At 68.9% G+C, this 22,991-nt stretch carries 15 protein-coding genes; 12 read left to right on the top strand and 3 right to left on the bottom strand.

The annotated features are described in order from the left end of the window. The 4 genes from ABZU43_RS10590 (at position 1) to ABZU43_RS10575 (ending at position 5,790) form a co-directional block, all read left to right on the top strand. A complete protein-coding gene (locus ABZU43_RS10590) occupies positions 1-1,182 on the top strand; it encodes a mandelate racemase/muconate lactonizing enzyme family protein (RefSeq protein ID WP_355006254.1) in 1,182 nt (393 codons plus the stop codon). Continuing rightward, positions 1,179-2,381, top strand: coding sequence for a fumarylacetoacetate hydrolase family protein (locus ABZU43_RS10585; protein ID WP_355006253.1), 1,203 nt, complete (start codon positions 1,179-1,181; stop codon positions 2,379-2,381). The genes ABZU43_RS10590 and ABZU43_RS10585 overlap by 4 nt, the downstream gene beginning before the upstream one ends. Continuing rightward, entirely contained in the window at positions 2,378-3,895 is a 1,518-nt protein-coding gene (locus ABZU43_RS10580; RefSeq protein WP_355006252.1) for an aldehyde dehydrogenase family protein, read from the top strand. Before ABZU43_RS10585 ends, ABZU43_RS10580 begins: the two co-directional genes overlap by 4 nt. Positions 3,896-4,179: 284 nt before the next feature. Then, the gene (locus ABZU43_RS10575) at positions 4,180-5,790 is read left to right on the top strand and encodes an alpha/beta hydrolase-fold protein (protein WP_355006251.1); all 1,611 of its coding nucleotides are present in this window, start codon (positions 4,180-4,182) and stop codon (positions 5,788-5,790) included. A gap of 110 nt (positions 5,791-5,900) precedes the next feature. Here the strand turns inward: ABZU43_RS10575 and ABZU43_RS10570 are convergent, their stop codons facing one another. After that, a complete protein-coding gene (locus tag ABZU43_RS10570) occupies positions 5,901-7,424 on the bottom strand; it encodes an alpha-N-arabinofuranosidase (RefSeq protein ID WP_355006250.1) in 1,524 nt (507 codons plus the stop codon). Positions 7,425-7,694: 270 nt separating this feature from the next. On the opposite strand from ABZU43_RS10570, the gene ABZU43_RS10565 reads away from it, so the two are divergent. The 8 genes from ABZU43_RS10565 to ABZU43_RS10530 all read left to right on the top strand — a co-directional run bounded on the left by ABZU43_RS10565 (position 7,695) and on the right by ABZU43_RS10530 (position 19,994). Beyond that, a complete protein-coding gene (locus ABZU43_RS10565) occupies positions 7,695-10,067 on the top strand; it encodes a glycoside hydrolase family 3 N-terminal domain-containing protein (protein WP_355006249.1) in 2,373 nt (790 codons plus the stop codon). 290 nt (positions 10,068-10,357) lie between these two features. Then, complete coding sequence (locus ABZU43_RS10560; protein ID WP_355006248.1) at positions 10,358-11,380, top strand: LacI family DNA-binding transcriptional regulator; 1,023 nt, start codon at positions 10,358-10,360, stop codon at positions 11,378-11,380. A gap of 171 nt (positions 11,381-11,551) precedes the next feature. Then, on the top strand, positions 11,552-13,735 hold the full coding sequence (locus ABZU43_RS10555) for an alpha/beta hydrolase-fold protein (protein WP_355006247.1): 2,184 nt from the start codon (positions 11,552-11,554) through the stop codon (positions 13,733-13,735). A 104-nt stretch (positions 13,736-13,839) separates the two neighbouring features. Next, the gene (locus ABZU43_RS10550) at positions 13,840-15,180 is read left to right on the top strand and encodes an extracellular solute-binding protein (RefSeq protein WP_355006246.1); all 1,341 of its coding nucleotides are present in this window, start codon (positions 13,840-13,842) and stop codon (positions 15,178-15,180) included. A 75-nt stretch (positions 15,181-15,255) separates the two neighbouring features. After that, the gene (locus ABZU43_RS10545; RefSeq protein WP_355006245.1) at positions 15,256-16,197 is read left to right on the top strand and encodes a sugar ABC transporter permease; all 942 of its coding nucleotides are present in this window, start codon (positions 15,256-15,258) and stop codon (positions 16,195-16,197) included. Further along, the gene (locus tag ABZU43_RS10540; RefSeq protein WP_355006244.1) at positions 16,197-17,081 is read left to right on the top strand and encodes a carbohydrate ABC transporter permease; all 885 of its coding nucleotides are present in this window, start codon (positions 16,197-16,199) and stop codon (positions 17,079-17,081) included. Before ABZU43_RS10545 ends, ABZU43_RS10540 begins: the two co-directional genes overlap by 1 nt. An 86-nt stretch (positions 17,082-17,167) precedes the next feature. Then, positions 17,168-18,895: an IlvD/Edd family dehydratase gene (locus ABZU43_RS10535; protein WP_355006243.1), complete on the top strand. Its 1,728-nt coding sequence runs from the start codon at positions 17,168-17,170 to the stop codon at positions 18,893-18,895. A 112-nt stretch (positions 18,896-19,007) separates the two neighbouring features. After that, the gene (locus tag ABZU43_RS10530) at positions 19,008-19,994 is read left to right on the top strand and encodes a LacI family DNA-binding transcriptional regulator (RefSeq protein WP_355006242.1); all 987 of its coding nucleotides are present in this window, start codon (positions 19,008-19,010) and stop codon (positions 19,992-19,994) included. Between the two features lie 85 nt (positions 19,995-20,079). Here the strand turns inward: ABZU43_RS10530 and ABZU43_RS10525 are convergent, their stop codons facing one another. Further along, positions 20,080-21,789 carry a cellulose binding domain-containing protein gene (locus ABZU43_RS10525; protein ID WP_355006241.1) on the bottom strand — a complete coding sequence of 570 codons (1,710 nt, stop codon included), beginning with the start codon at positions 21,787-21,789 and terminating at the stop codon, positions 20,080-20,082. A 174-nt stretch (positions 21,790-21,963) separates the two neighbouring features. Further along, positions 21,964-22,899, bottom strand: a complete 936-nt coding sequence (locus ABZU43_RS10520; protein WP_355006240.1) for a hypothetical protein — start codon at positions 22,897-22,899, stop codon at positions 21,964-21,966. Between the last annotated feature and the right edge of the window lie 92 nt (positions 22,900-22,991).

Raw genomic sequence — 22,991 nt, 5'->3', positions numbered from 1 at the left:
ATGAAGATCGTCTCTGTCGACACACTCGTCGTCGACTTCTACCGCACGAACCTCGTCATCGTGCGGGTCCACACCGACGAGGGAATCGTCGGGCTCGGCGAGGCCACCCTGGAGGGCAAGGAACGTGCCGTCCAGGGCGCCATCGCCGAGCTGGCCGAGGCGGTGGTGGGCCTGGATCCCACAAACATCTCGAAGATCCTCTACGAGACCGCGCGGGACTGGTACTGGCGCGGCGGCCCGGTGATCATGACGGCGTTGAGCTCGCTGGAGATGGCCCTCTGGGACATCTCGGCGCGTGAGCTCGGCGTACCGGTCTCCCGGCTTCTCGGCGGCGCGACCCGCGACCGGGTCCGCGCGTACGCGAACGGTTGGTTCTCAGGTGCCGTCACGCCGGAGGACTACGCGGCCGCCGCGCGCCGGACCGTGGAATCGGGCTTCCGGGGCCTCAAGTGGGACCCGTTCGAGAACTACGACCTGACCATCACCACCGCCCAGTTGGACCGGGTCCTGGCCCAGATCGACGCGGTCCGTGGCGCGGTGGGCCGCGAGGTGGAGCTGTTCGTCGAGGGGCACGGGCGCTTCGACGTCCGCCACGCCATCAAGGTGGCGAAGGAGATCGCCCAGTTCGACCCGGTGTGGTTCGAGGAGCCCTGCCCACCGGACAACCTCGACGCGCTCGTCGACATCCGTCGCGCGTCGCCGGTGCCGATCGCCGCGGGGGAGCGGTGGTACGGGCGGCAGGGCTTCGCGCCGGCGCTGGCCCGCCAGGCGGTCGACTTCGTCCAGCCCGACGTGACGCACGCCGGCGGGATCGCCGAGCTGGCCTTCATCTCCACGCTCGCGGCGACCAGCTACGTGGGCTTCGCGCCGCACAACCCGAGTGGTCCACTCAGCACCGCGGCGACGCTGCAACTTGGGGCCACGTTGCCCAACTTCCGGTACCTGGAGATCATGGCGACCGACGTGCCCTGGCGCCCCGAGATCACCAACGAGCGGCTGGTGTTGACCGATGACGGCGACATCCTCATCCCGACCGGGATCGGCCTGGGCATCGAGGTGGACCTCACAGCGATCGAGCAGCATCCGTTCACACCGCACCCGCTGCGGATGTTCCAGGACGCCGTCTTCGACATCCGTCCCCGCGACGAGCGGTCCTTCTTCAACCTGGAGAGCGACTCATGACGCTGCCACGGCCCCGAGGGTCGGCCGCGGACTGGGTCGGTACCGCCGCCGAAGCGTTGCCGGACGATGCCGACAGCGTCCTCATCGGCCGGATCTGGGACCCGTCCAGCGACGGACCCTCACCGGTGACCGTCCGCGACGGCGAGGTCATCGACATCAGCCGCCGGTTCCCGACCGTCCGCGACATCTGTGAGCTGCCCGATCCCGCCGCGACAGTGGCTGGGCTCGACGGGCCGAGGGTTGGCGACTTCGCCGAGATACTGGCCAACACGGGGGCCGCGACCCGCGACCGCAGCCGGCCCTGGTTGCTCGCCCCGGTCGACCTCCAGGCGCTCAAGGCCGCCGGGGTCACCTTCCCGATTTCGATGATCGAGCGCGTGATCGAGGAGCGGGCGCGGGGAGACCTGGCACTGGCGGCGGACCTCCGGCACCGCATGCTCGCCGACGTCGGTGTCGACCTGCACAGCCTGGAGGCGGGCTCACCGGAGGCGGATCGGCTCAAGAGTCTGCTGATCGCCGAGGGCATGTGGAGCCAGTACCTGGAGGTCGGCATCGGCCCGGACGCCGAGATCTTCACCAAGGGGCAGATCCTCTCCGCTGTCGGCACCGCCGTTCCGGTCGGCGTGCTCGCCGCCTCGACCTGGAACAACCCGGAACCCGAGGTCACGCTCATCGTCCAATCCAGTGGCCGGATCGTGGGCGCCACCCTCGGCAACGACGTGAACCTGCGCGACATCGAGGGTCGCTCGGCGCTCCTGCTTCCCCTGGCCAAGGACAACAACGCCTCCTGCGCCCTCGGCCCCCTGATCCGGCTCTTCGACGACCGGTTCGGCATGGATCGGGTACGCGAACTCGAGGTGCGCCTGGAGGTTCGAGGCGTGGACGGCTTCCACCTGGAGGCGGTCTCGGAGATGACCCAGATGTCGCGTGACCCCGAGGAACTGGTCCGGCAGCTGATCGGGCCGCACCACCACTATCCCGACGGCGCCGCCCTGATGCTCGGCACCATGTTCGCGCCCATCCAGGACCGGGACCGCCCTGGTGAGGGCTTCACCCACAAGGTCGACGACGTGGTACGGATCAGCTGCCCAGCGCTCGGGACCCTGGTCAACCGGGTGCGGCACGCGGAGGAGTGCGAGCCCTGGCACTTCGGCGTCCGCGATCTCATGGGCAATCTGGTGAGGAGAGGACTGCTGTGAACGTGGTCAACACTGTCGATCCGCGCGACGGTAAGAGTCGCGCGACGGATCTCACCGAGACCGACGAGTCTCGGCTGGAGGTGATCGCCGGTCAGACGTCGGCGGCGGCGCAGTGGTTGGCCGCCCGTGGGAGGCTCGGCCGCGCGGAGCTGCTGGACGCGATCGCCGCGTCGCTGGAATCCCGCCGGGAGGTTCTGGTCGCTGCCGCGGAGGCGGAGACCGGGCTGAGCCACGCGCGCCTCAACGGGGAACTCAGCCGGGCGGCGCTCCAGTTCCGGATGTTCGGCGAGGTGCTGCGCGACGGAGCGTACGTCGAGGCCGCCATCGACCACGCCGCCGACACACCACTCGGACCGGGTCCGGACCTGCGGCGGATGCTCGTGCCCCTCGGGCCGGTCGCCGTCTTCGGCGCCAGCAACTTCCCGTTCGCCTTCTCGGTCGCCGGCGGTGACACGGCCGCCGCGCTCGCCGCCGGGTGTCCGACGATCCTGAAGGCCCACCCGTCCCACCCCCTGACCTCGCACGCCTCCGCCGCCGCTATCGAGTCGGCCGTCCGCGACCTCGGCGGACCCGAGGGTGTCGTCGCGACCGTGTACGGGGAGCAGGCCGGCCGCTCACTGGTGCGTCACCCGGCCATCCGCGCGGCCGCCCTGACCGGCTCGGTCAACGCCGCCCGCGCCATCCAGGCGGCCATCGACGAACGACCCGACCCGATTCCCCTGTACGCCGAACTGAGCAGCGTGAACCCGATCGTCGTCCTGCCCGACGCGGCCGCCGTTCGGGCAGACCAGATCGCCGAGGGCCTCTTCGGCTCCTTCACGAACTCGGGCGGCCAACTGTGCACCAAGCCCGGCCTGGCGTTCGTTCCGTCGGATCCAGGTGGTGACGGCCTGGTCAAGACGCTGCGGGCGAAGGTCGACGCGTCGGGCGGCACGGTCCTGCTCAACGAGCGCATCCGGGACGCGTACGAGAACCGGTCCACGGAGTTCGAGCGGGCCGGCGCCCGGGTGTCGGCGCGGCCCACTGTCGAACCCGGGGCGGGCTTCACAGTGGCGCCGACCCTCCTGGAGGTCGGCCTCGCCGGGCTGAGCGCCGAGATCGCCGACGAGTGCTTCGGCCCGCTCCTGATCGTGGTCCGCTACGACGACGCCGCCGACCTCGACGCCGCGCTGGCCGCCGTCCCGCCGTCGCTGACCGGTTCGCTGCACCGCGGACCGGGCGACGACGCCGAGGTCGTACGTCGACTGGTCGACGTGCTCGCCGCCCGCGCGGGTCGCATCGTGTTCGACGGATACCCCACCGGTGTCCGGGTGTCGTGGGCCCAGCACCACGGTGGACCGTGGCCGTCGACGAACGCCGTGCACACGTCGGTGGGCGCCACGTCGATCCGACGGTTCCTGCGCCCGCTGGCGTGGCAGGACGCCCCGGCCTGGATCCTGCCCGAGGAGTTGCGCGACGAGTACACCGCCATCTCCCGGCGGGTCGACGGGAGGTTGCAGCCAGCGGTCGAATAACCGCGTCCGTTGGCTTTTCCCGGGCGCGTTCCGGGCCACCTGTGACTGGCGCGCGAATTCCTTGAAGAATCAATCCGACAGAGAATTTGCGCGCCAGTTGCCCCGGTGTTGCTGAAGCGCGCCCGAATGGTGGGGATGCGATTTTCCGATCCAATTTCCGCCTTGACCGTCAATGCAATTCATGGTTGTGTTTTCGACAGGGAACGATGTTAGCGCTCGCATCGCTGCATCGCTCGTTACTGGTATCCCTTCACCTCACCATCGAATGGTCGGTCGACCGCTCGGTGCGGTCTGACCACACGCCGAAGAGGGAGCAGGAACATGCCCGTCGCACCTCCCGTCCCCCGACGCCGGCACCGACACGCCGGCTGCTGCTCGCGCTGCTCGCCGCCGTCACAGTGACGGCCGCAACGGTCGCCGCTCCGGCGGCCTCGGCCGCACCGCCGGCGCCGCTGGGCCCGACCGTCACCCGCACCGACAAGCCCCCGACCGGCTACACAGTCACCTTCCGGTACCGGGCGCCCGAGGACGTCGGGCAGGTCCACGTCTACGGCGACTGGTTCTACTCCCGACCGGAGAACATCGCCTGCCAGGACTGCGGTGACGCGCGACCGCCCGCCGATTGGCAACCCGGCGACGTCGCGGCCACCCCGTGGCACACCCAGGCGATGCGGAAGGGCCCGGACGGGGTCTGGACCTTCACCACTCCGCTGCCGGCGGGCACCTTCCGCTACGCGTTCACCCACGACTGCGTCAACGAGCTCGCCACCGGCTGCGCCCTGCACGACGACCCCGCCAACCGCTGGCAGATCCAGCCGCAGTACCCGGGAGCGCCCGGCGCGCTACGCAGCACGATCTACGTCCCGACCAGCAAGAAGTTCCCGACGTACGACACCGGTTACCAGGCTCCGGTCGCCAGGGTCGGCCGGCTGGAGTCCCGGCGGTACACCTCGCCGCTGTCGACCAACCCGGCGGGTGTCCACGACATCGTCGTCTACCTGCCACACGGCTACGACCCCAACCGGGCCACGCCGTACCCGACCCTCTACCTGAGCCATGGCAGCGGCGACCACTCGACCGCCTGGACGATGCAGGGCGTTGCCCACCTCATCCTGGAGAACGCGATCAAGGAACGTGCGGCGCAGCCCATGGTGATCGTGTCCACCGACTTCAACGGCCTCCCCGGTGGCAACGAGGGCTACGTCAACGAACTACGGAACAACATCTTCCCGTTCGTCGAGCAGAACTACCGCGTCTCGACCCGGGCGCAGGACCGCGCGTTCGCCGGCTTCTCCGCCGGTGGCAGCCGGGCGTACACCATCATGTACAACCACACCGACCTGTTCGGCTACCACGCGGCCTGGAGTGCGGGCGGCCCGGCCGCCACCCAGGCCCAGGTCGACAGCATGAAGGCGGTGGCCGGCGGCATCATGATCGGCACCGGGTTGCAGGACCGGCTGGGCAACATCGCCGAGAACTCGCAGCGCAACGCCGCTGCCCTGCGCGCCGCCGGCGTCGAGCTGGACGAGTACAACGTGCCGGGCGTGCACACCTGGCACGTGTGGCGTCCGCTGCTGAACCACTACCTGCGTACGCTGACGTTCCGGGCCACCACCACCGACCTCGTCGTCACCACGTCACCGGTGGGCGGCTCGCAGCACACGAAGGTCACCGCCACCGCGACGGTCGGCACGGTCAGCACCAGCACGTCTGCGCCCTCCGGCACTGTCGACTTCTACGCGGGTGACACGCACCTCGGGTCGGCCCCGGTGCACCACGGCGTCGCCCGGCTGAAGAAGACCGTCCATGGTGAGCTGAATGCGCCGGTGGTCGCCCGCTACCAGGGCGACAGGCTCTTCAACGACTCCCAGAGCACCCCTGTCGACGTCCGGTAACAGCCGGCTCGACGCCGTACTCCCTGTGGTGGGGAAGCCCCGGCCGCGCGGCCCCTGGTGAAGCCAGGGTGTGCGCGGCCGGGGCACGTCCCGGTCCGTTCGTCAGCCGGTCACGGGGTCGTGTCGGTGGCGCGGAGTCGCAGCATGGTCCAGGACGCGGGCGGGAGAGTCAGCTGGACGCTGGCGTCGGCGCCGCGTGCCGTGCCGTTGGAGCGCGGCGCGGCGTGGTCCGGACCGTCGGCCGTGTTCTTGGCGTGCAGGTCGGTGCCGCCGACGGTGACGCATTCGACGATGTCGCCGACCTGCGCGCCGGCGACGTCGATGGTCACCTCGGCCGGGGTGTCGAGGGCGCGGTTGACGAGGAAGACTGTCATCTCCCCGGTGGTGTCGTCCCAGGTGGAGACCGCGTCGACAGCGTCGATCTCACCGTAGCGGTCGGTGGTCGTCGTGCTGCCCTCGCGCAGCACGTCCAACACGGTGCCCTGGGCGTGCCGGGCGGTGCGGGCGAAGGGGTGGAAGATGGTCTGCCGCCAGGCCGGGCCGCCCGTCTCGGTCATGATCGGCGCGATGACGTTGACCAGTTGGGCCTGGCAGGCCGCGCTCACCCGGTCGCTGTGCCGGAGCAGGCTGATGAGCAGGCCGCCGACGACGACAGCGTCGGCAACGCTGTAGTGGTCCTCCAGCAGGGGCGGCGCGACCGGCCAGTCCTCGCCGCTCGGGGGCGTGGACGGGGCGGCGGACTGGTACCAGACGTTCCACTCGTCGAACGCGATCATGATCTTCTTGGTCGACCGACGGATCGCTCCGACCGAGTCGGCGATGGCGGTGACGGCGTCGATGTACCTGTCCATGTCCTCGGCCGAGGCGAGGAAGCTGGCCAGGTCGTCGTCGACCGGCTGGTAGTACGCGTGCAGCGAGATCAGGTCGACGTCGTCGTACGCCTCGGTCAGCACGTCGCGTTCCCAGCTGCCGAAGGTCGGCATACCGAGGTGTGAGGAGCCGCAGGCGACGAGTTCGAGATCGGGATCGAAGCGTCGCATGGCCTTGGCGGTCTGCGCAGCGAGTCGCCCGTACTCGGTCGCGCTGCGCTGACCCACCTGCCACGGGCCGTCCATCTCGTTGCCCAGACACCACAGCTTGATGCCGTACGGGTCGACAGCGCCGTTGTCGCGGCGCTGGTCGGCGAGGTGGCTCCCACCGCGGTGATTGGCGTACTCGAGCAGGTCGACGGCCTCGGCGGTGCCACGGGTGCCGAGGTTGACCGCCATGATCGGATCCACACCGGCCTTGCCGACCCACCGCATGAACTCGTCGAGCCCGAACGCGTTGGTCTCCAGGCTGTGCCAGGCGAGGTCGAGTCTCGCCGGGCGTCTGTCGACCGGACCGACGCCGTCCTCCCAGCGGTAGGAGGAGACGAAGTTGCCGCCGGGATAGCGGACGGTGGTGACGCCCAACTCGCGCACCAGCGCGAGGACGTCGCCCCGAAAGCCGTCGGCATCGGCCGTCGGGTGCCCCGGCTCGTAGATTCCGTTGTAGACGCAGCGCCCCAGGTGCTCGACGAACGAGCCGAAGAGTCGACGTGGCACCGGTGCGACGCGTCGGCGGGGGTCCAGGGTCAGGCGGGCCGTGTGCACGCCGTTGTCCGGCGCGCTGTCGAGGTGGGTGTTCAGGGCTGGCTCCCTTCGTGCGGGTCCGACGCGACAGCACTGCTCGAACGCCGGGACCGAGGGGTGGTGGAGGCGGTGTGAGCTCTGGACAACGTGATCGTCTTCGATTACGTTCTCGATCTATGTAAACGTTACCGATTACGTTTACGTAAGGGAACATGGCACCTGGATCAATGTCCGGCCGGCACGCCCTCCGGGGCCGAACGACCAGCTTGTCGCGGTGATTGGGGTGACCGGGTGACCACTGTTGAGCCGGAGATCAAGGCGACCTACGCGGATGCGACAGCGTCTGTCGAGGATCGGGTGTCCGACCTGCTGGCCCGGATGACCCGCGAGGAAAAGCTCGCGCAGCTGGGCAGCACGTGGGCGTTCGCCCTTCTGGAGGGCGGTCGGTTCGCGGCGGAGCGGGCCCGACCGATCCTTCGACACGGCCTGGGGCACGTGACCCGCGTCGCGGGCGCGACCAGCCTGAAGGCGGCGCAGGTGGCGCGGGCCGCCAATGCGATCCAGCGCTTCCTGGTGACCGAGACCCGGCTGGGGATCCCGGCGATCGTGCACGAGGAGGTCTGCTCGGGGGTCATGGCCCGCGAGGCGACCATCTTCCCGCAGGCGATCGGCGTGGCGAGCACGTGGGCGCCGGAGCTCAACCGGCAGCTGGCCGACGCCGTTCGCGCACAGATGCGCGCCATGGGAAGCCACCAGGGGCTCTCGCCGGTGCTGGACGTCGTGCGCGACCCGCGGTGGGGCCGGACGGAGGAGACCTACGGCGAAGACCCGTACCTGGTGTCCCGGATGGGGGTGGCGTTCGTTCGGGGCCTGCAGGGCGCCGACCTGACCGACGGCGTCCTCGCCACCGCCAAGCACTTCGTCGGCTACGGGGCGTCCGAGGGTGGGCTGAACTGGGCGCCGGCCCACCTGCCGCCGCGTCTGCTGCGCGAGGTGTACCTGTATCCGTTCGAGGCGGCGGTCCGCGACGGCGGGCTCCAGTCGGTGATGGCGGGCTACCACGAGCTCGACGGCGTCCCGTGCCATGCCAACCAGGAACTCCTCGCCGACGTCCTGCGGGGGCAGTGGGGGTTCACCGGCAGCGTGGTCTCCGACTACTTCGCCGTCAACGACCTCCACTCGTACCACCACTTCGCGCAGGACAAGCGGCAGGCCGCGACGGTGGGCCTCGGCGCGGGCGTCGACGTCGAGCTTCCGGCGACGGACGCGTACGCGGACGCCCTCACCCATGCCCTGGACGCTGGCGAGGTCAGCGAGGCCCGGCTCGACGAGTCGGTCGCACGAGTCCTCCGGCACAAGATCGAACTCGGGCTCTTCGAGAACCCGTACGTCGACGAGGACGCTGCCTCGACGTCGGCCAACGCCGAGCGGCACCGGGACGTCGCGCTGGAGATCGCCCGCCGCAGCCTCGTCCTGCTCAAGAACGACGGCGTCCTGCCGCTGCTCGGGGGCACCGGAACTGTCGCGCTCATCGGCCCCAACGCCGACGACGCCCGGCACCTGCTCGGTGACTACTCGTTCGCGGCGCACATCGAGGCGTTGGTCGAGGCGCGCAAGCGGCGCGGTCTGCTCGGCGAGATGATGACGATCCCGGACGATCTGGAGATCGATGAGAGCACCGGCGGTGTGCCCACGGTGCGCGACGAACTCGTGGCACGGCTGGGTGACCGGCTGCGCTTTGCGCCGGGCTGCGACGTGCTCGACCCGTCGACCGAGGGGTTCACCGAGGCGGTCGCTGCCGCCGCGGCGGCCGATGTCGCGGTGCTGGTACTGGGTGACCGCTCGGGGCTGACGCCCGGGGCCACCACCGGCGAGTCGCGGGACCGGTCCAGTCTGGACCTGCCAGGCGTGCAGGAGGAGCTGGTCCGTGCCGTCGTCGCCACCGGCACACCCGTCGTGGCGGTGCTCGTCGCCGGCCGACCGGTGGGCAGTGACTTCCTGCACGAGGAGTGCGCCGCCGTGCTGATGGCCTGGCTGCCGGGGGAGACCGGGGCGCAGGCGATCGCCGAGGTGCTGCTCGGTGAGGTCAACCCGAGCGGGAAGCTGCCGATCTCGTACCCCCGAAGCGTTGGTCAGATCCCCGTGTTCTACGGCCACAAGGTGTCCGGCGGGCGGTCACACTGGCACGGCGACTACGTGGACTCGCCAGTCTCCCCGCGCTACGCCTTCGGCCACGGCCTCGGGTACACCTCGTTCGTGATCGAGGACGCCGTCGTGGACAGCGCCGAGGTCCGCGCCGGGGACAGCGTCGGTGTCGAGGTCACTGTCGCGAACACCGGACACCGGGCGGGGGAGCAGGTAGTGCAGCTCTACGTCCGCGACCCACAGGCCACTGTCACCCGGCCGGTGCTGGAGCTGAAGTCCTTCGCCCGCGTCGAGGCCGCCGCCGGCCAGCGGGTGGCGGTGCGGTTCGCGCTCCCCACCGGCCAGCTCGGTTTCTACGACCGGAGCATGGCCTACGCGGTGGAGGCCGGGCAGATCGAGGTGTACGTGGGCTTCTCGGCTGCCGACCACACCCATGCCGGCACTTTCGTCATCGGTGCCGACTCGGACCGGTCGACGTCGAAGGTCTTTACCGGGACCGTTGAAGTTCGGCAGCTGTGATCGTTCACCCGGGTCGGAGAATGGTTCTTGACGGAGCGTGCCGTCCTGTTGTCGACGGGTAGTACCGACGCGGAATCGGCCCCCACTTCGACCCCTGGCAGACGATGCCGATTGCGTTATCCGCAACGGCATCCGAGGATCACCGGCATCCTCGCCGAGCTCCACTTAGGACAGCCCATTCGAAGGGGTCGGGTAAGGGTGAAGAGGTCTTGTGTTCGTAATAGTTCTCAGTTACCTTGGCAACATCCTGGAAACGTAACCGATAACGATTGCAGTCCAGAGAGAGCGGCATGATTGAAGTCAATGCGCCGGTGACAATGAGTGATGTCGCCCGAGCTGCTGGCGTTTCCACCGCCACCGTCTCGCGTGTCGTCAACGGGCATTACGGCGTCAGCGCTCGCACTGTCGCTCAGGTGCGCTCCGCCATCGAGCAGCTCGGCTACGAGTCGAGTCTGGTGGCGACCAGCCTTCGGCGTAGCCGCACCAACGTCCTGGGCCTCGTGGCGCACAGCTTTCAGTCGTACACGGCGGAAGTGCTCAAGGGCGTGATGAAGGCGCTGAGCCGCTCGGGCTTCGATCTGATCATCTACGCCAACAGCGACCTCTACGGTTCGTATTCGGAGGGTTGGGAGCAGCGGCACCTGACCCGCCTGTCGGGCACTCTCACCGACGGGTGCATCGTCGTGACGCCCTGGGGTGACATCCGGAGCCGGACGCCGGTCGTGGCCATCGACCCGGTGCGGGGCTCGACGGCGCCCTCGGTGATGGCCGACAACCTCGCGGGCGCCACCACCGCGGTCGAGCACCTGGTCGACCTGGGTCATCGGCGCATCGGGTTCATCGCCGGCCGCGACAGCCTGGCCTCGGCCTGGTCGCGGGAGGAGGGATACCGCGCCGCGCTGACCAACGCCGGCATCCCGGTCGACCCGACGCTCATCGGTCGAGGGGACTTCAACCCCGAGTCGGCGACTCCGTTGGCGCGTGACCTGCTGCGACGAACGGAGCCGCCGTCGGCGATCTTCGCGGCGAGCGACGGGATGGCCCTCAAGGTTCTGGAGGTCGCCCGGGAGCTGGGGTTCTCGGTGCCGGGGGACCTGTCCGTCGTCGGCTTCGACAACATCCCCGAGGCGGCGTCGACCCAACCGGGTTTGACCACAGTGGACCAGTCGATGTATCAGCTCGGGTACGAAGCCGCGCGGATGCTCAAGTCGCTGGTGACCGGTGAGTGGGACGAGCCGAGCCAGATCGTGCTTCCGACAAGCCTCGTCGTGCGCGACTCGACCGCACCACCCAGGAGCGCGGCACGGCCATGACCTCAGCCCACTGGTGCGCGAGCCTGATCGCTCCCGATACAGCGATCACGGCAGGTGTGCCCGTGGCGGCAGCCTGAAGGAGGTGTACGCAGCACGCACGGCCAGATCCACCGTTGAGTTGAGCCGGTCAGACGGGTCGCATCCGCTGCCGGCGCATGAAGGGAGTGGAGTGTGGTTACCGGACAGTATCACGGGCGTTTACGCCAGCTAGGCGTACGCCGTCGACTCTCGGCAGCGTTCACCGCCGGGGTCATCGCCGCCGCGGCGGTGCTCCTCGCGCCGCAACCAGCTGCGGCGGACACGCCGTGGCTGAACGTCTCCGCGGACCGCTACGCCACGTTCGCCGTCCCGGCGGCGTACGTCCAGGAGCACCTGGGCACCGTCTCGCAGGTCGTCGTCGAGGGAAACTTCGGCCCGTCGGCCAGCTGGGCGGAGTTCGGTCTGACCCGTCGGGGTGACGTGTGGTCGGGTGTTCTCGGCGCGTTGGAGCCGGGGCTCTACAACTACCAGCTCACCGCCGACGACACCTTGACCATCAAGGACCCGACGAACAGCACCAGTGTCGCGTCCAACCCGCTCCTGAGCACCTTCCTCGTCGCGGGTGACTCGGCACGATGGCTGCTCGACGCGCCGGCCGGCACCGGCGGCAAGATCGAGACGCTGACCTATCGGGCCGGGAACGCGCAGCGCTCCGCCCTGGTCTGGACGCCACCGGGTTACGCGGCCAAGAGCCCGAAGGGTTACCCGGCGCTCTTCCTCCAGTCGGGGGACGGCGTGGCCGCCACCGACTGGCTCGACCTCGGTCGAGCCAAGCAGATCCTCGACAACCTCTCGGCCGCGGGCGCCATCCGTCCGATGGTGGTGGTGATCAACGATGTCGACGGCTCCGATGACAAGGGGTTGAAGGACCTCGGGAAGTCGGTCACCGACAGGTACCGGGTCCTTCGCGACCCGGCGCACCAGGCCATCGCGGGCGTGTCCGACGGTGCGACGGACGCGGTGCGGGCCGCGCTCACCAAGCCGGGTCAGTTCGGTCACGTGGGTTGGTTCTCGGGCACGTCGGCGCCGGAGATCGACCGGAAGGACGCCAAGGCGATCAACCGCGGTGTCAAGCTGCTCCGCCTCTACACGGGCAACGTCACCGATCCCGCGTACAACACCACCTACCGGCTGACGAAGGCGTTGGAACGGGCCGACGTCCGGTTCGAGTTCGACGGGGTCAACCCGGACGGCGGCGCGACCTGGACCACCTGGCAGGAGAACCTCGTCGACTTCCTGCCGCGACTGTTCGGTCACGTGCGGGACCACGGGCCGAGCCCCGGTCACCAGCCGCTCAAGCGGGAGTTCACCCCGCCGCCGGCCGGCACCACCCCGACGCCCTTCGTCACCGAGGACGGGTTCGTCACCTTCGAGACGACCACTGACTTCGCTGACGCTCAGCACGTCACGGTCTGGGCGAACGTCGCACCGGGCGGCAGTTGGCTGCGACTGCCACTGACCCGCGACGGTGACCGGTGGCGGGCCACGGTGGGCCCGTTGAAGCCCTGGTTCTACTACTACCGGCTGATCGTGGACCGGGTCGCGGTCAAGGACACCTCCAACCCGACGACTGTCACCACCGAGCCGATGTGGAGCACCTTCTTCATCCCCGGGCCGGGTGCCCGACTGCTGTCGGACGTACCCGCCGGTCGTGGCGGGAAGGTCGAGAGCATGACCTACCCCAGCACGGTGGCCGGCCAGGACCGCACCGCGCTGGTGTGGACCCCACCCGGGTACGACCCGAACCGTACGCAGCCGTACCCGGTCCTCTACCTCCAGCACGGCGGCGGCCAGAACTACACGGACTGGGTGGAGATGGGCCGCGCCAAGCAGATCCTCGACAATCAGTTTCTCGACGGCGACCTGACGCCGATGGTCGTCGTGATGGGCAACGGCAACTCGTCGAACTTCAACCGGGAACTGCGGGAGAACATCGTTCCGACGGCCCGTGACCGCTACAACATCTCCAGCGATCCGTCGCAGCAGGCCCTCGCCGGTCTGTCGATGGGCGGCGGGCAGGCGTTCGGAGTGCTGCGGGCCTACCCGGGTGAGTTCGCCTACGTCGCCGCGTTCTCGGCCGGTTTCGGCAGCGGCACCGGCGTCGACGTGGCGGCGATCAACAACGGCACCAGGATGCTGCGCCTCTACGTCGGTGACCAGACCGACTTCGTGTACCCGAGCTTCATGGCGTCGCTGACCACGTTGGACAACCTCGGTATCCGCTACGAGTTCGACGGGGTCACCCCCGGGCCGCACGGCTGGGACGTGTGGCAGAAGAACCTCATCGACCTGGCGCCCCGTCTGTTCAAGCGCTAGGAGCCGTCGCTGGCGACGCCACCGGGAGCAGGGCTTCCTGCCCCCGGTGGCGCCCGCCAGCGCATGGATGCAGTGCACCGCCATCGCCGAAGGGAACCATCTCAATGAAGAGAAGACGAATATTCGCCACGGTAGCCATGCTCGCGGCGGGGACCGGCCTCGTCGCCTGCTCCTCCGACGAGGGCGGCAGCAACGCGAGCAGTTGCACGAACACCATCACCAAGCAGAACGTGCCGGTCGTGACGATGTGGGGCTGGTACCCCAACACCCAGCTCGTCGTCGACAACTTCAACAAGCAGCACGACGATGTGCAGGTCTGCTGGACCAACGTCGGCCAGGGCAGTGACGAGTACGACAAGTTCCAGACCGCCATCTCGGCGGGCACCGGCGCACCAGACGTGATCATGGTCGAGGCGGACCGGATCCCGACGTTCCAGATCCAGGGCGCGCTCGTCGACATCAAGCAGTACGGCTTCGACGCGGTCAAGGCCAACTACGGCGAGGGCGCCTGGAAGGACGTGTCGGTCGGCGACAAGGTCTACGGCGTCCCGGTCGACGGCGGCCCGGTGGCGATGATCTACCGGAAGGACATCTTCGACAAGTACAAGATCACGCCGCCGAAGACCTGGGCCGAGTACGAGCAGGCCGCCCAGAAGGTCAAGGACGCCGGCGGCCCGCTCTTCGGTGACCTCGGCGCGAACGTCTCGGCGCTCACCATGGCGCTGCAGATCCAGAAGGGCGCTGCTCCCTTCACCTACGATCCGGCGCAGCCGAAGGCGATCGGGGTGAAGCTCAACGACCAGGCGTCCAAGGACGTGCTGGACTACTGGGGCGGCCTCGCCAAGAAGGGCCTGGTCGGTACGCAGGACCAGTTCACCCCGGAATACATCTCCGGCGTCATCAACGGCAACTACGCGACGTACATCTCGGCGGCCTGGGCGCCCGGCTATCTCACCGGCGCGGGTGTCGGTAAGGGGCAGGACACCGGCAAGTTCGCGGTGGCGCCGCTGCCGCAGTGGGACTCGGCCAACCCGGTGCAGGTCAACTGGGGTGGGTCGGCCTTCTCGGTGACCAAGCAGGCCAAGAAGCCGGAGCTGGCCGCGAAGGTCGCCTACGGCCTCTACGCCGACAAGGAGTCACTCACCGACGGCTGGACCAACCAGATCATCTTCCCGCTGAACCTCACGGCGCTCAAGGACCCCGCGTTCGTCGACCTGAAGGTGGCGTTCTTCGACGGCCAGCAGGCGAACAAGGAGGTCTACCTTCCCGCCGCGGACGCCTACAAGGGCGTCGCGTACGCCCCGTTCGGTCAGTACTACCTCGACGCCATGACGAAGCAGGTCAGCGAGATCATCAAGGGCTCCGTCACCGGTTCGCAGGCTGCCGACCGGCTCCAGGAGGACGTGGCGAAGTACGCCAAGGAACAAGGCTTCACCGTTCAGTGACCGGATGGGTGGGCCGCGCCGCACTGAGCGGCCGGCCCACCCTCCACCCTCACCGTCCACGTCCCGGAGACCAAGATGACACTCCTGACCGAGAAGCGCGCACCGCGTCCTCAACCTGAGACGCGCAAGATCCGTGGCAAGGTGCACCTCCGCGAACACCTGATGGGGTGGCTCTTCGTCGGGCCGTTCGGGATCGTGTTCCTGGCGTTCCTCATCGCGCCGCTGGCCTACGCGCTGTACCTCAGTCTCTTCCAGAAGAAGCTGATCGGCGGCACCAGCTTCGTTCTCTTCGACAACTACGTGAAGGCGTTCACCGACCCGAGCTTCCTGTCCGGGGCGTGGTTCGTCATCCGCTTCTCGCTGGTCTCGATCCCGCTGCAGATCGTCATCGCGCTCGCGCTGGCCCTCATCCTGGACTCGGTGACCACAGTGTTCGCCCGTTTCTCCCGCCTCATGATCTTCCTGCCGTACGCGATCCCCACAGTCATCGGGGCCGTGATGTGGGGGTTCCTCTACAGCAGGGGCTTCGGCCCGCTCACCGACATCTTCGGGCTGTTCGGCGCCACCGCACCCGACTTCCTGAGCAGCGACCTGATCTTTTATGGGCTGCTCAACGTCGTCACCTGGCAGTGGGCCGGCTACTACATGATCATCCTGTACGCGGCGTTGCAGGGCGTCGACCCGACGCTCTACGAGGCGGCCCGGATGGACGGCGCCGGGCGGTGGCAGATCGCGACCCGGATCAAGATCCCGCTGATCGCGCCCGCCCTGATCCTCATCCTGGTCTTCTCGCTCATCGGCACCCTGCAGTTCTTCAACGAACCGCAGATCCTGCGATACCTCGCCGCGGGCACCATCGGCTCGGACTTCACCCCGAACATGTACGCGTACCAACAGGCGTTCTCGCTCGCCAACTTCAACTACGGGTCGGCGATCTCCTTCGCCCTCGGCGGGCTCGTGTTCATCTGCGTGTACGCCTTCCTGTTCTTCACCCGCAAGCGGAGGAGCTTCCTCTGATGACCAACCACACCAGCGTCCGCGCCGGCGCCCGCCGACCGCAGCGCTATCTCCCCCTGCAGATCCTCCTCGGCTTCCTGGTGATCTACTTCCTCGTACCGTTCTGGTGGGTCATCGTCAACAGTTCCAAGGACGCACCCGGGCTGTTCGGCGGCGGCAACACCCTCTGGTTCACCGACCAGGTCGACTACCTCGGGAACCTGCGGCAGCTCTTCACCTACGACGGTGGCATCTACCTGCGGTGGATGCTCAACTCCACGCTCTACGCCATCGCCGGCGGGGTCGGCGCCACCGTCCTGGCGGTCATGGCCGGTTACGGGTTCGCCAAGTACCGGTTCGCCGCCCGACGCTTCAGCTTCGCCATCGTGCTCGGCGCGCTGATGGTGCCCGCCACCGCTCTGGTCATCCCGACCTTCATCATGTTCTCCCGGCTCGGCCTCACGAACACGGTCTGGGCGGTGATCCTCCCGTCGCTGCTCAACCCGTTCGGCGTCTACCTGATGCACGTGTACGCGCGCGACGCGGTGCCCGACGAGCTCCTGGACGCGGCGCGGGTCGACGGCGCGGGAGAGATACGGACCTTCATCCAGATCGCCCTTCCGCTGATGCGTCCCGCTGTGGTCACCGTGCTGCTCCTGTCGGCCGTGGCGTCCTGGAACAACTACTTCCTGCCGCTGGCCATGCTCTCCGACAACCGGCTCTTCCCGGTCACCGTCGGCCTTGGCCTCTGGCAGGGAATCGCGTCCGCGAACAACGCGGGAACCACCTCGCTGTGGAGCCTCATCATCCTGGGCTCCCTGGTGTCCGTGATTCCGCTGATCATCGCGTTCTTCAGCCTGCAACGACACTGGCGCGGCGGCCTCTCCGTCGGAGGTCTCCGGTAGGCCGCGCGGCGCCACCAGCCAATCCACCACACGCGCATTGATCGCCGCGCAGGACGCGGCCGGACGGATGACAGAGAGGTGTGCTGATGTCGACGACGAATCGACCGCTGCGCAGCGGGGAGTGGTTCGGTGCGGAAGGCCGCAACGGGTTCATCCATCGGTCCTGGATGCGCAACCAGGGGTTCGCGGACGACGTCTTCGACGGTCGCCCGGTGATCGGCATCGCCACCACCTGGTCGGAGCTGACACCCTGCAACGCCCACCTGCGCGACCTGGCCGAGTCGGTGAAGCGGGGCGTGTGGGAGAGCGGGGGCCTGCCGCTGGAGTTCCCGGCGATGAGCCTGGGCGAGCCGCTGATGCGACCCACGACCATGCTCTACCGCAACCTGCTGGCGATGGAGCTGGAGGAGTCGGTCCGCGCCAACCCGCTCGACGGGGTGGTCCTGCTCTCCGGCTGTGACAAGACCACCCCCGGCCTGCTGATGGGAGCGGCGAGCGTCGACCTGCCGACACTGATGTTGACCGGTGGCCCGATGCTCAACGGCAAGTTCCGCGGCCAGGACATCGGCTCCGGCACCGTCGTCTGGCGCTTCACCGAGGAGATGCGGGCCGGTCGGATGACGGCGGCCGACTGCTCCGAGGCGGAGGTCGGCATGTCCCGCAGCCGGGGCCACTGCATGACAATGGGTACCGCCTCCACGATGGCCTGTGTGACCGAGGCGCTGGGTGTGCAGCTACCGGGGGCGGCCGCGGTGCCGGCGGTCGACTCCCGGCGGTACGCGCTCGCGCAAGCCGCCGGACGCCGGATCGTCGCCATGGTCGAACAGGACCAACGGTTGTCCTCGGTGCTCACCAGGCAGGCGTTCGAGAACGCCGTCCGGGTCAACGCCGCCATCGGCGGCTCCACCAACGCTGTCGTACACCTGCTCGCGATCGCCGGACGCCTCGGCGTTCCCCTGTCGTTGGAGGACTTCGACACCCTCACCGCCGACGTGCCCATGCTCGTCAACCTCATGCCGTCCGGGACGTACCTGATGGAGGACTTCGCCTACGCGGGCGGCCTCCCGGTGGTGATGAAGGAACTCGCCCCGCTGCTGCACATGGACCACATCACCGTCAGCGGCAGGAGCGTGGCGGAGAACGTCGACGGCGCCCAGTGCTGGAACCGGGACGTCATCGCCACCATGGAGGAGCCGTTCCAGCCCGCCGGGTCGGGCACCGTGGTGCTGCGCGGCTCGCTCGCGCCGTCCGGGGCGGTGTTGAAGGTCTCCGCCGCCTCCGCCCACCTCCTCACGCACACCGGCCCGGCGCTCGTCTTCGACCGGATCGAGGAGTACGTCGTCGCCGCCGACGATCCGGACCTCGACGTCACCCCCGACACGGTGATCGTCGTCCGCAACGCCGGCCCCCGGGGCTACCCCGGCTTCCCGGAGGTGGGCAACGTGCCCATGCCACGACGGTTGCTCGCCGACGGCATCACGGACATGGTGCGGATCTCCGACGCCCGAATGAGCGGCACCGGCTACGGCACCTGCGTCCTGCACGTGGCACCGGAGGCGTCAGTGGGCGGTCCGCTCGCGCTGGTACGCAGCGGCGACCTGATCTCCGTCGACGTCGCGACGCGCCGCCTCGACCTTCTGGTCGACGACGCGGAGCTCGCCGTACGCCGCGCCGCCTGGCAGCCTCCGAAGCCGGTGGCCGACCGGGGATGGGTACGGCTCTACAGCGAACACGTTCAGCAGGCAGACAGCGGCGCGGACCTCGACTTCCTCGTCGGTGGCAGCGGCAGCGCGGTGCCCCGTCACTCACACTGACGGCCACGAACGGACGAGGCCCACGAGGAACTGACTCCATGGAAGAACGGATGGCCCGCCAGTGCGAGTTCACACAAAGGCCGCTGTGACGGCGGCCGACCGGCCACCGGTCATGGCTGACGTCGCTCGTCTGGCGGGCGTGTCACACCAGACGGTGTCCCGGGTCATCAACGGCGCGCCCAGCATCAGGCGCGAGACCCGGGAACGGGTCCTCGAAGCGATCCGACGGCTCGACTACCGCCCCAACACCGCGGCCCGCGCGTTGGTTCGCGGACGGTCCGGGATGATCGGCATCATCGGCACGGCCAGGACACTGTTTGGTCCGACCAGCATCCATCGCAGCGTCGAGGACGCGGCCCGGGCGGCCGGCTACTTCGCCACCTCGGTGAGCCTGTCCGAGGTGACGGTACGGGCGCTCAGCGACGCCACCGAACACCTCATGCGCGTCGGCGTGGAGGGCGTCGTGATGATCGCCGGCAACGACGAGGCCCTCGAGGTGGTGCGGATGACGCGATCGAGCGTCCCGTTCGTCGTCGTGGAGGGCGACGTGTCCCGGGCCAGCGTGACAGTCGGCGTCGACCAGGTGCTCGGCGCCCGGATGGCCACCGACCACCTCCTCGACCTCGGGCACCGGGAGATCGTGCACGTGAGCGGCCCGCTCAACTGGGCGGAGGCCCGTGCCCGACTCGAAGGCTGGCGTCAGGCGATGAGTGCGGCGGGTCTACGCCCGCCGGAGCCGGTCGAGGGCGACTGGAGAGCGCACAGCGGCTACCTCGCCGGGCTGCGGGTCGACGAGATGCCCGGGGCCACGGCGGTGTTCGCCGCCAACGACCAGATGGCCATCGGTGTGCTGCGCGCGCTGCACGAGCGTGGACGGCGGGTGCCGCACGAGATCTCCGTCGTCGGATTCGACGACGTCCCCGAGGCGCCCTACCTCATCCCACCCCTGACCACGATCCAGCAGGACTTCGACGCGGTCGGGCGGCGGGCCATCACCGCTGTCACCCAGGCCATCGACGACACGGTGCCGCACCGCCTGCCGCTGGTCGTCCCCAAGCTCGTGGTGCGGCAGAGCACGGCGTCGCCGACAGCCACCTGACCAGCCGACGATCCGAACCCCGTCGACGGGCGGGAGCCCCGGCGTATGGCCGGGGCTCCCGCGACGTACGTGGTGACCGAGGTGTTCAGAGGGTGAACACGAGGGTGGAGATGCTGCGGGCGCCGACGTTGATGGTGGCCTGACCGCCGTTGACGCTGGTGGGCTGGCTGGCCGCGTTGGCGTTCTGCGAGGTGAGGTAGTGCTCGGCCCGGGTGACGTTCTGCGGGGCCTGGATCACGGCGTTGTTGACCGCGCTGTTGGAGCGGTTGAGGATCACCAGGGTGATCTTCCCGTCGCCCTGGTAGGCGGTCACCTCCAGCGGGGAGGCTTTCGAGCTCTTCGTCAGGGCGACCCGCTGGTAGCCGGGGCGCACGTACTTCGCGTACTGCGAGAAGGCGTACCCGCGCTTGAGGGGTGCGCCCGCGACGGTGCCGAACGCCGATTCGCCGTCACCGATGAAGGAGTAGTAGCGCTTGCCGTACCACCAGATGTAGGCGTTCCAGTTGGCCTCCATCGACTTGTGCACGGTGCGCATGATGTCGTCGAGGGTCTCGTTCCAGACCGCCGCGTTGGCGGGGTTGCCCCAGATGTTGGAGCCGCCACCGTCGGCGGCGTGCAGGTTCCACTCGGTCATCCACACCGGCTTGTTGTGCTGCTCGGCCAGCGAGTACGGCCGCAGTCGGCCGGACTCCTCGGTGCCGTAGAGGTGCCCGCCGATGTAGCCGATGTTGTTGCGGGCGGTCGCGTCGTTGAGGGTCGGGTCGGTGAAGTTGTAGTTCATGTTCACCGCCTCGGCCACCATCAGCTTGGTGTTCTGCACCCTGGTGCCCTGGTCGCGGACGAAGGTGCGCAGCTCGGTGCCGCTCCAGTCCATCGAGTCGTAGTCCGGGTGCCAGTCCGGCTCGTTCTGCACCGAGGTGACGTCGATGGGTACGCCCTGGCCACGCATGTACTGCACGTAGCTGTTGAGGTGGTTGGCGTAGTCGTCGTAGTAGTCGGTCTTCAGCTTGCCGCCGTTGACCCGGCTGTTGTTGGTCTTCCACGCCGCCGGCGCGGTCCACGGCGAGGCGAGGATCTTCACGTTCGACCCGTACGACTTCGCCGTCTTCAACGAGTTCACGTGCGTCGCCCACTCGCTGGACACTGGCGACAACCCGGTCCGCACGATCGACAGCCCCAACTGGTTGGCACCCATCCCGACCAACGTCTGGGTGTCCGTCGTCGACCAGGCGCTACCCCAGATCGACTGCGCGGCCCCGAACCCGTCGACGGTCTGGTACCTGGTCGCGTTGTTCACAGTGATGTCCGCCGGCCCGGTGGGTGGCGGCGGGTCGGTCGGCGGCGGAGTCGTCGTCGGTGGCGGGGTCGGCTCTGTGCCACCGGTGCAGCCCACCCCGTTCAACGCGAAGGTGGTGGGATCGGGGTTGCTGCCGGTCCAGGATCCGTTGAAGCCGAACGAGACCGTCCCGTTGGTCGGTATGGCCCCGTTGTAGCCGACGTTCCTGGCGGTGACCGCGGTCCCGCTCTGCGTCAGTGTCGTGTTCCAAGCCTGGGTGACGGTCTGGCCGGCGTTGTAGTTCCAGGTCAGCGTCCAACTCGTCACCGCGTCACCGAGGTTGGTGATGGTGACGTTCGCGCCGAAGCCACCTTGCCACTGCGACGACACGCTGTAGTCCACCCTGCAGCCGGCGGCTGCGGCTCCCGCCGGCACCGCCATCGCGACCCCGACCGACGCCAGCAGGACGGCGCCGGCCGACAGCAGGGCGACGTTCCTCGCTCTTCCGCTTCTTCTCATTGAAACTCCTCCTGAACTGGTGGTGGTATCCACGCCTCGGGAGGGCTCAGCTGTGGCGAGTTTGAGCGATGGTCGGACGGTGAGTGGTTGGGAGCGCTCCCAGGTGCTTGATTCAGAAAGTTAATTCGTCCAACGATTCCTGTCAATGCATTCGACCCTCGTTCAGCGGCCCCGTCACCGGCCGCACGCACCGCACGGGCTGCGAGTGCGCAGGTGGTGGTCGGTGGAGGCGACGAGCAGGCCCAGCCCGATGACGAGGTACGCCGACATCGCCACCCACAGGAACGCGTCGGAGAACTCGCTGTGCGAGCCCGTCGTCACCTGCACCATGCCCATGCCGAAGTAGGCCACGATGCCCGCGCCGAGCCCGAAGCCGGGCACCAGAAGCACGAGGCGAGGAATCGTCCGGCCGGCGAGCAGCGGAACCCACCACGGCCAGACCTCACCCCAGTGATGCACCAGCGCCAGTGGCAACAGCACTCCGGCCAGCACCAGGCCGATCTCCAACCCGAGCAGGGAGGCGCTCTGGTCGACGCTGTCGAACCCGACCACGAACTGGGCCGCGAAGCGGGTCACGAGACCGCCCACGGCGACCCACGCGGCCCAGCGCGCCCACCGCGCGGGTGCCGAGCGCCGCGTACCTGGTCGGACCGTCCGGCAGCAGGCCGGGCAGTCGCCCCGGGTGCGCCGCTGATAGCGCCCGGTGGCCAGAGTGAGCAGTACCGCTCCGGTGACACAACCGAGCCGGCTGACGAACGCCAACGGGTCGAAGAACGGGCCGACGGTGAACAGCAGGAAGCCCACCAGCTCCGGCAGCAGGATCGCGGCCGCCGCGACCAGCGCTCCAGCGACAGCCCAGGCGAGCCCGGCAAGCGCTGGCCGCCAGGTCGCCGCCCGGTCCAGGGCAACCGCCAGCCCGCCCGCGGCCGCGCACAACGCCACCGACCACCAGCCGGTGAAGCCGAGCAGGTCGAGCCCGAGCCGCCCGAACTCCGGAGCCTCGCCGACCGTCCAGGCCAGACGCACGCCCCCGTATGCCACGGCCCAGCCGAGCACCGCGTACGTCAGACCATGGACGCTTCGCCCGACGATCCGTGTCGATGTCGTCATGGACCGATCCTGCCGGCGTCCCAGCGTGGGCGGGCCCCGCTGGCAGGGGAAGGCACTCCCTCTCAGGAGGGAAGGGCCGACGGGGACCCAGG

Origin of the sequence: Micromonospora sp. NPDC005205 (assembly GCF_040608275.1) — a bacterium.
Taxonomy (GTDB): domain Bacteria; phylum Actinomycetota; class Actinomycetes; order Mycobacteriales; family Micromonosporaceae; genus Micromonospora.
The sequence above is the reverse complement of the archived record's forward strand: the minus strand, read 5'-3'. Positions and strand labels throughout refer to the sequence as shown.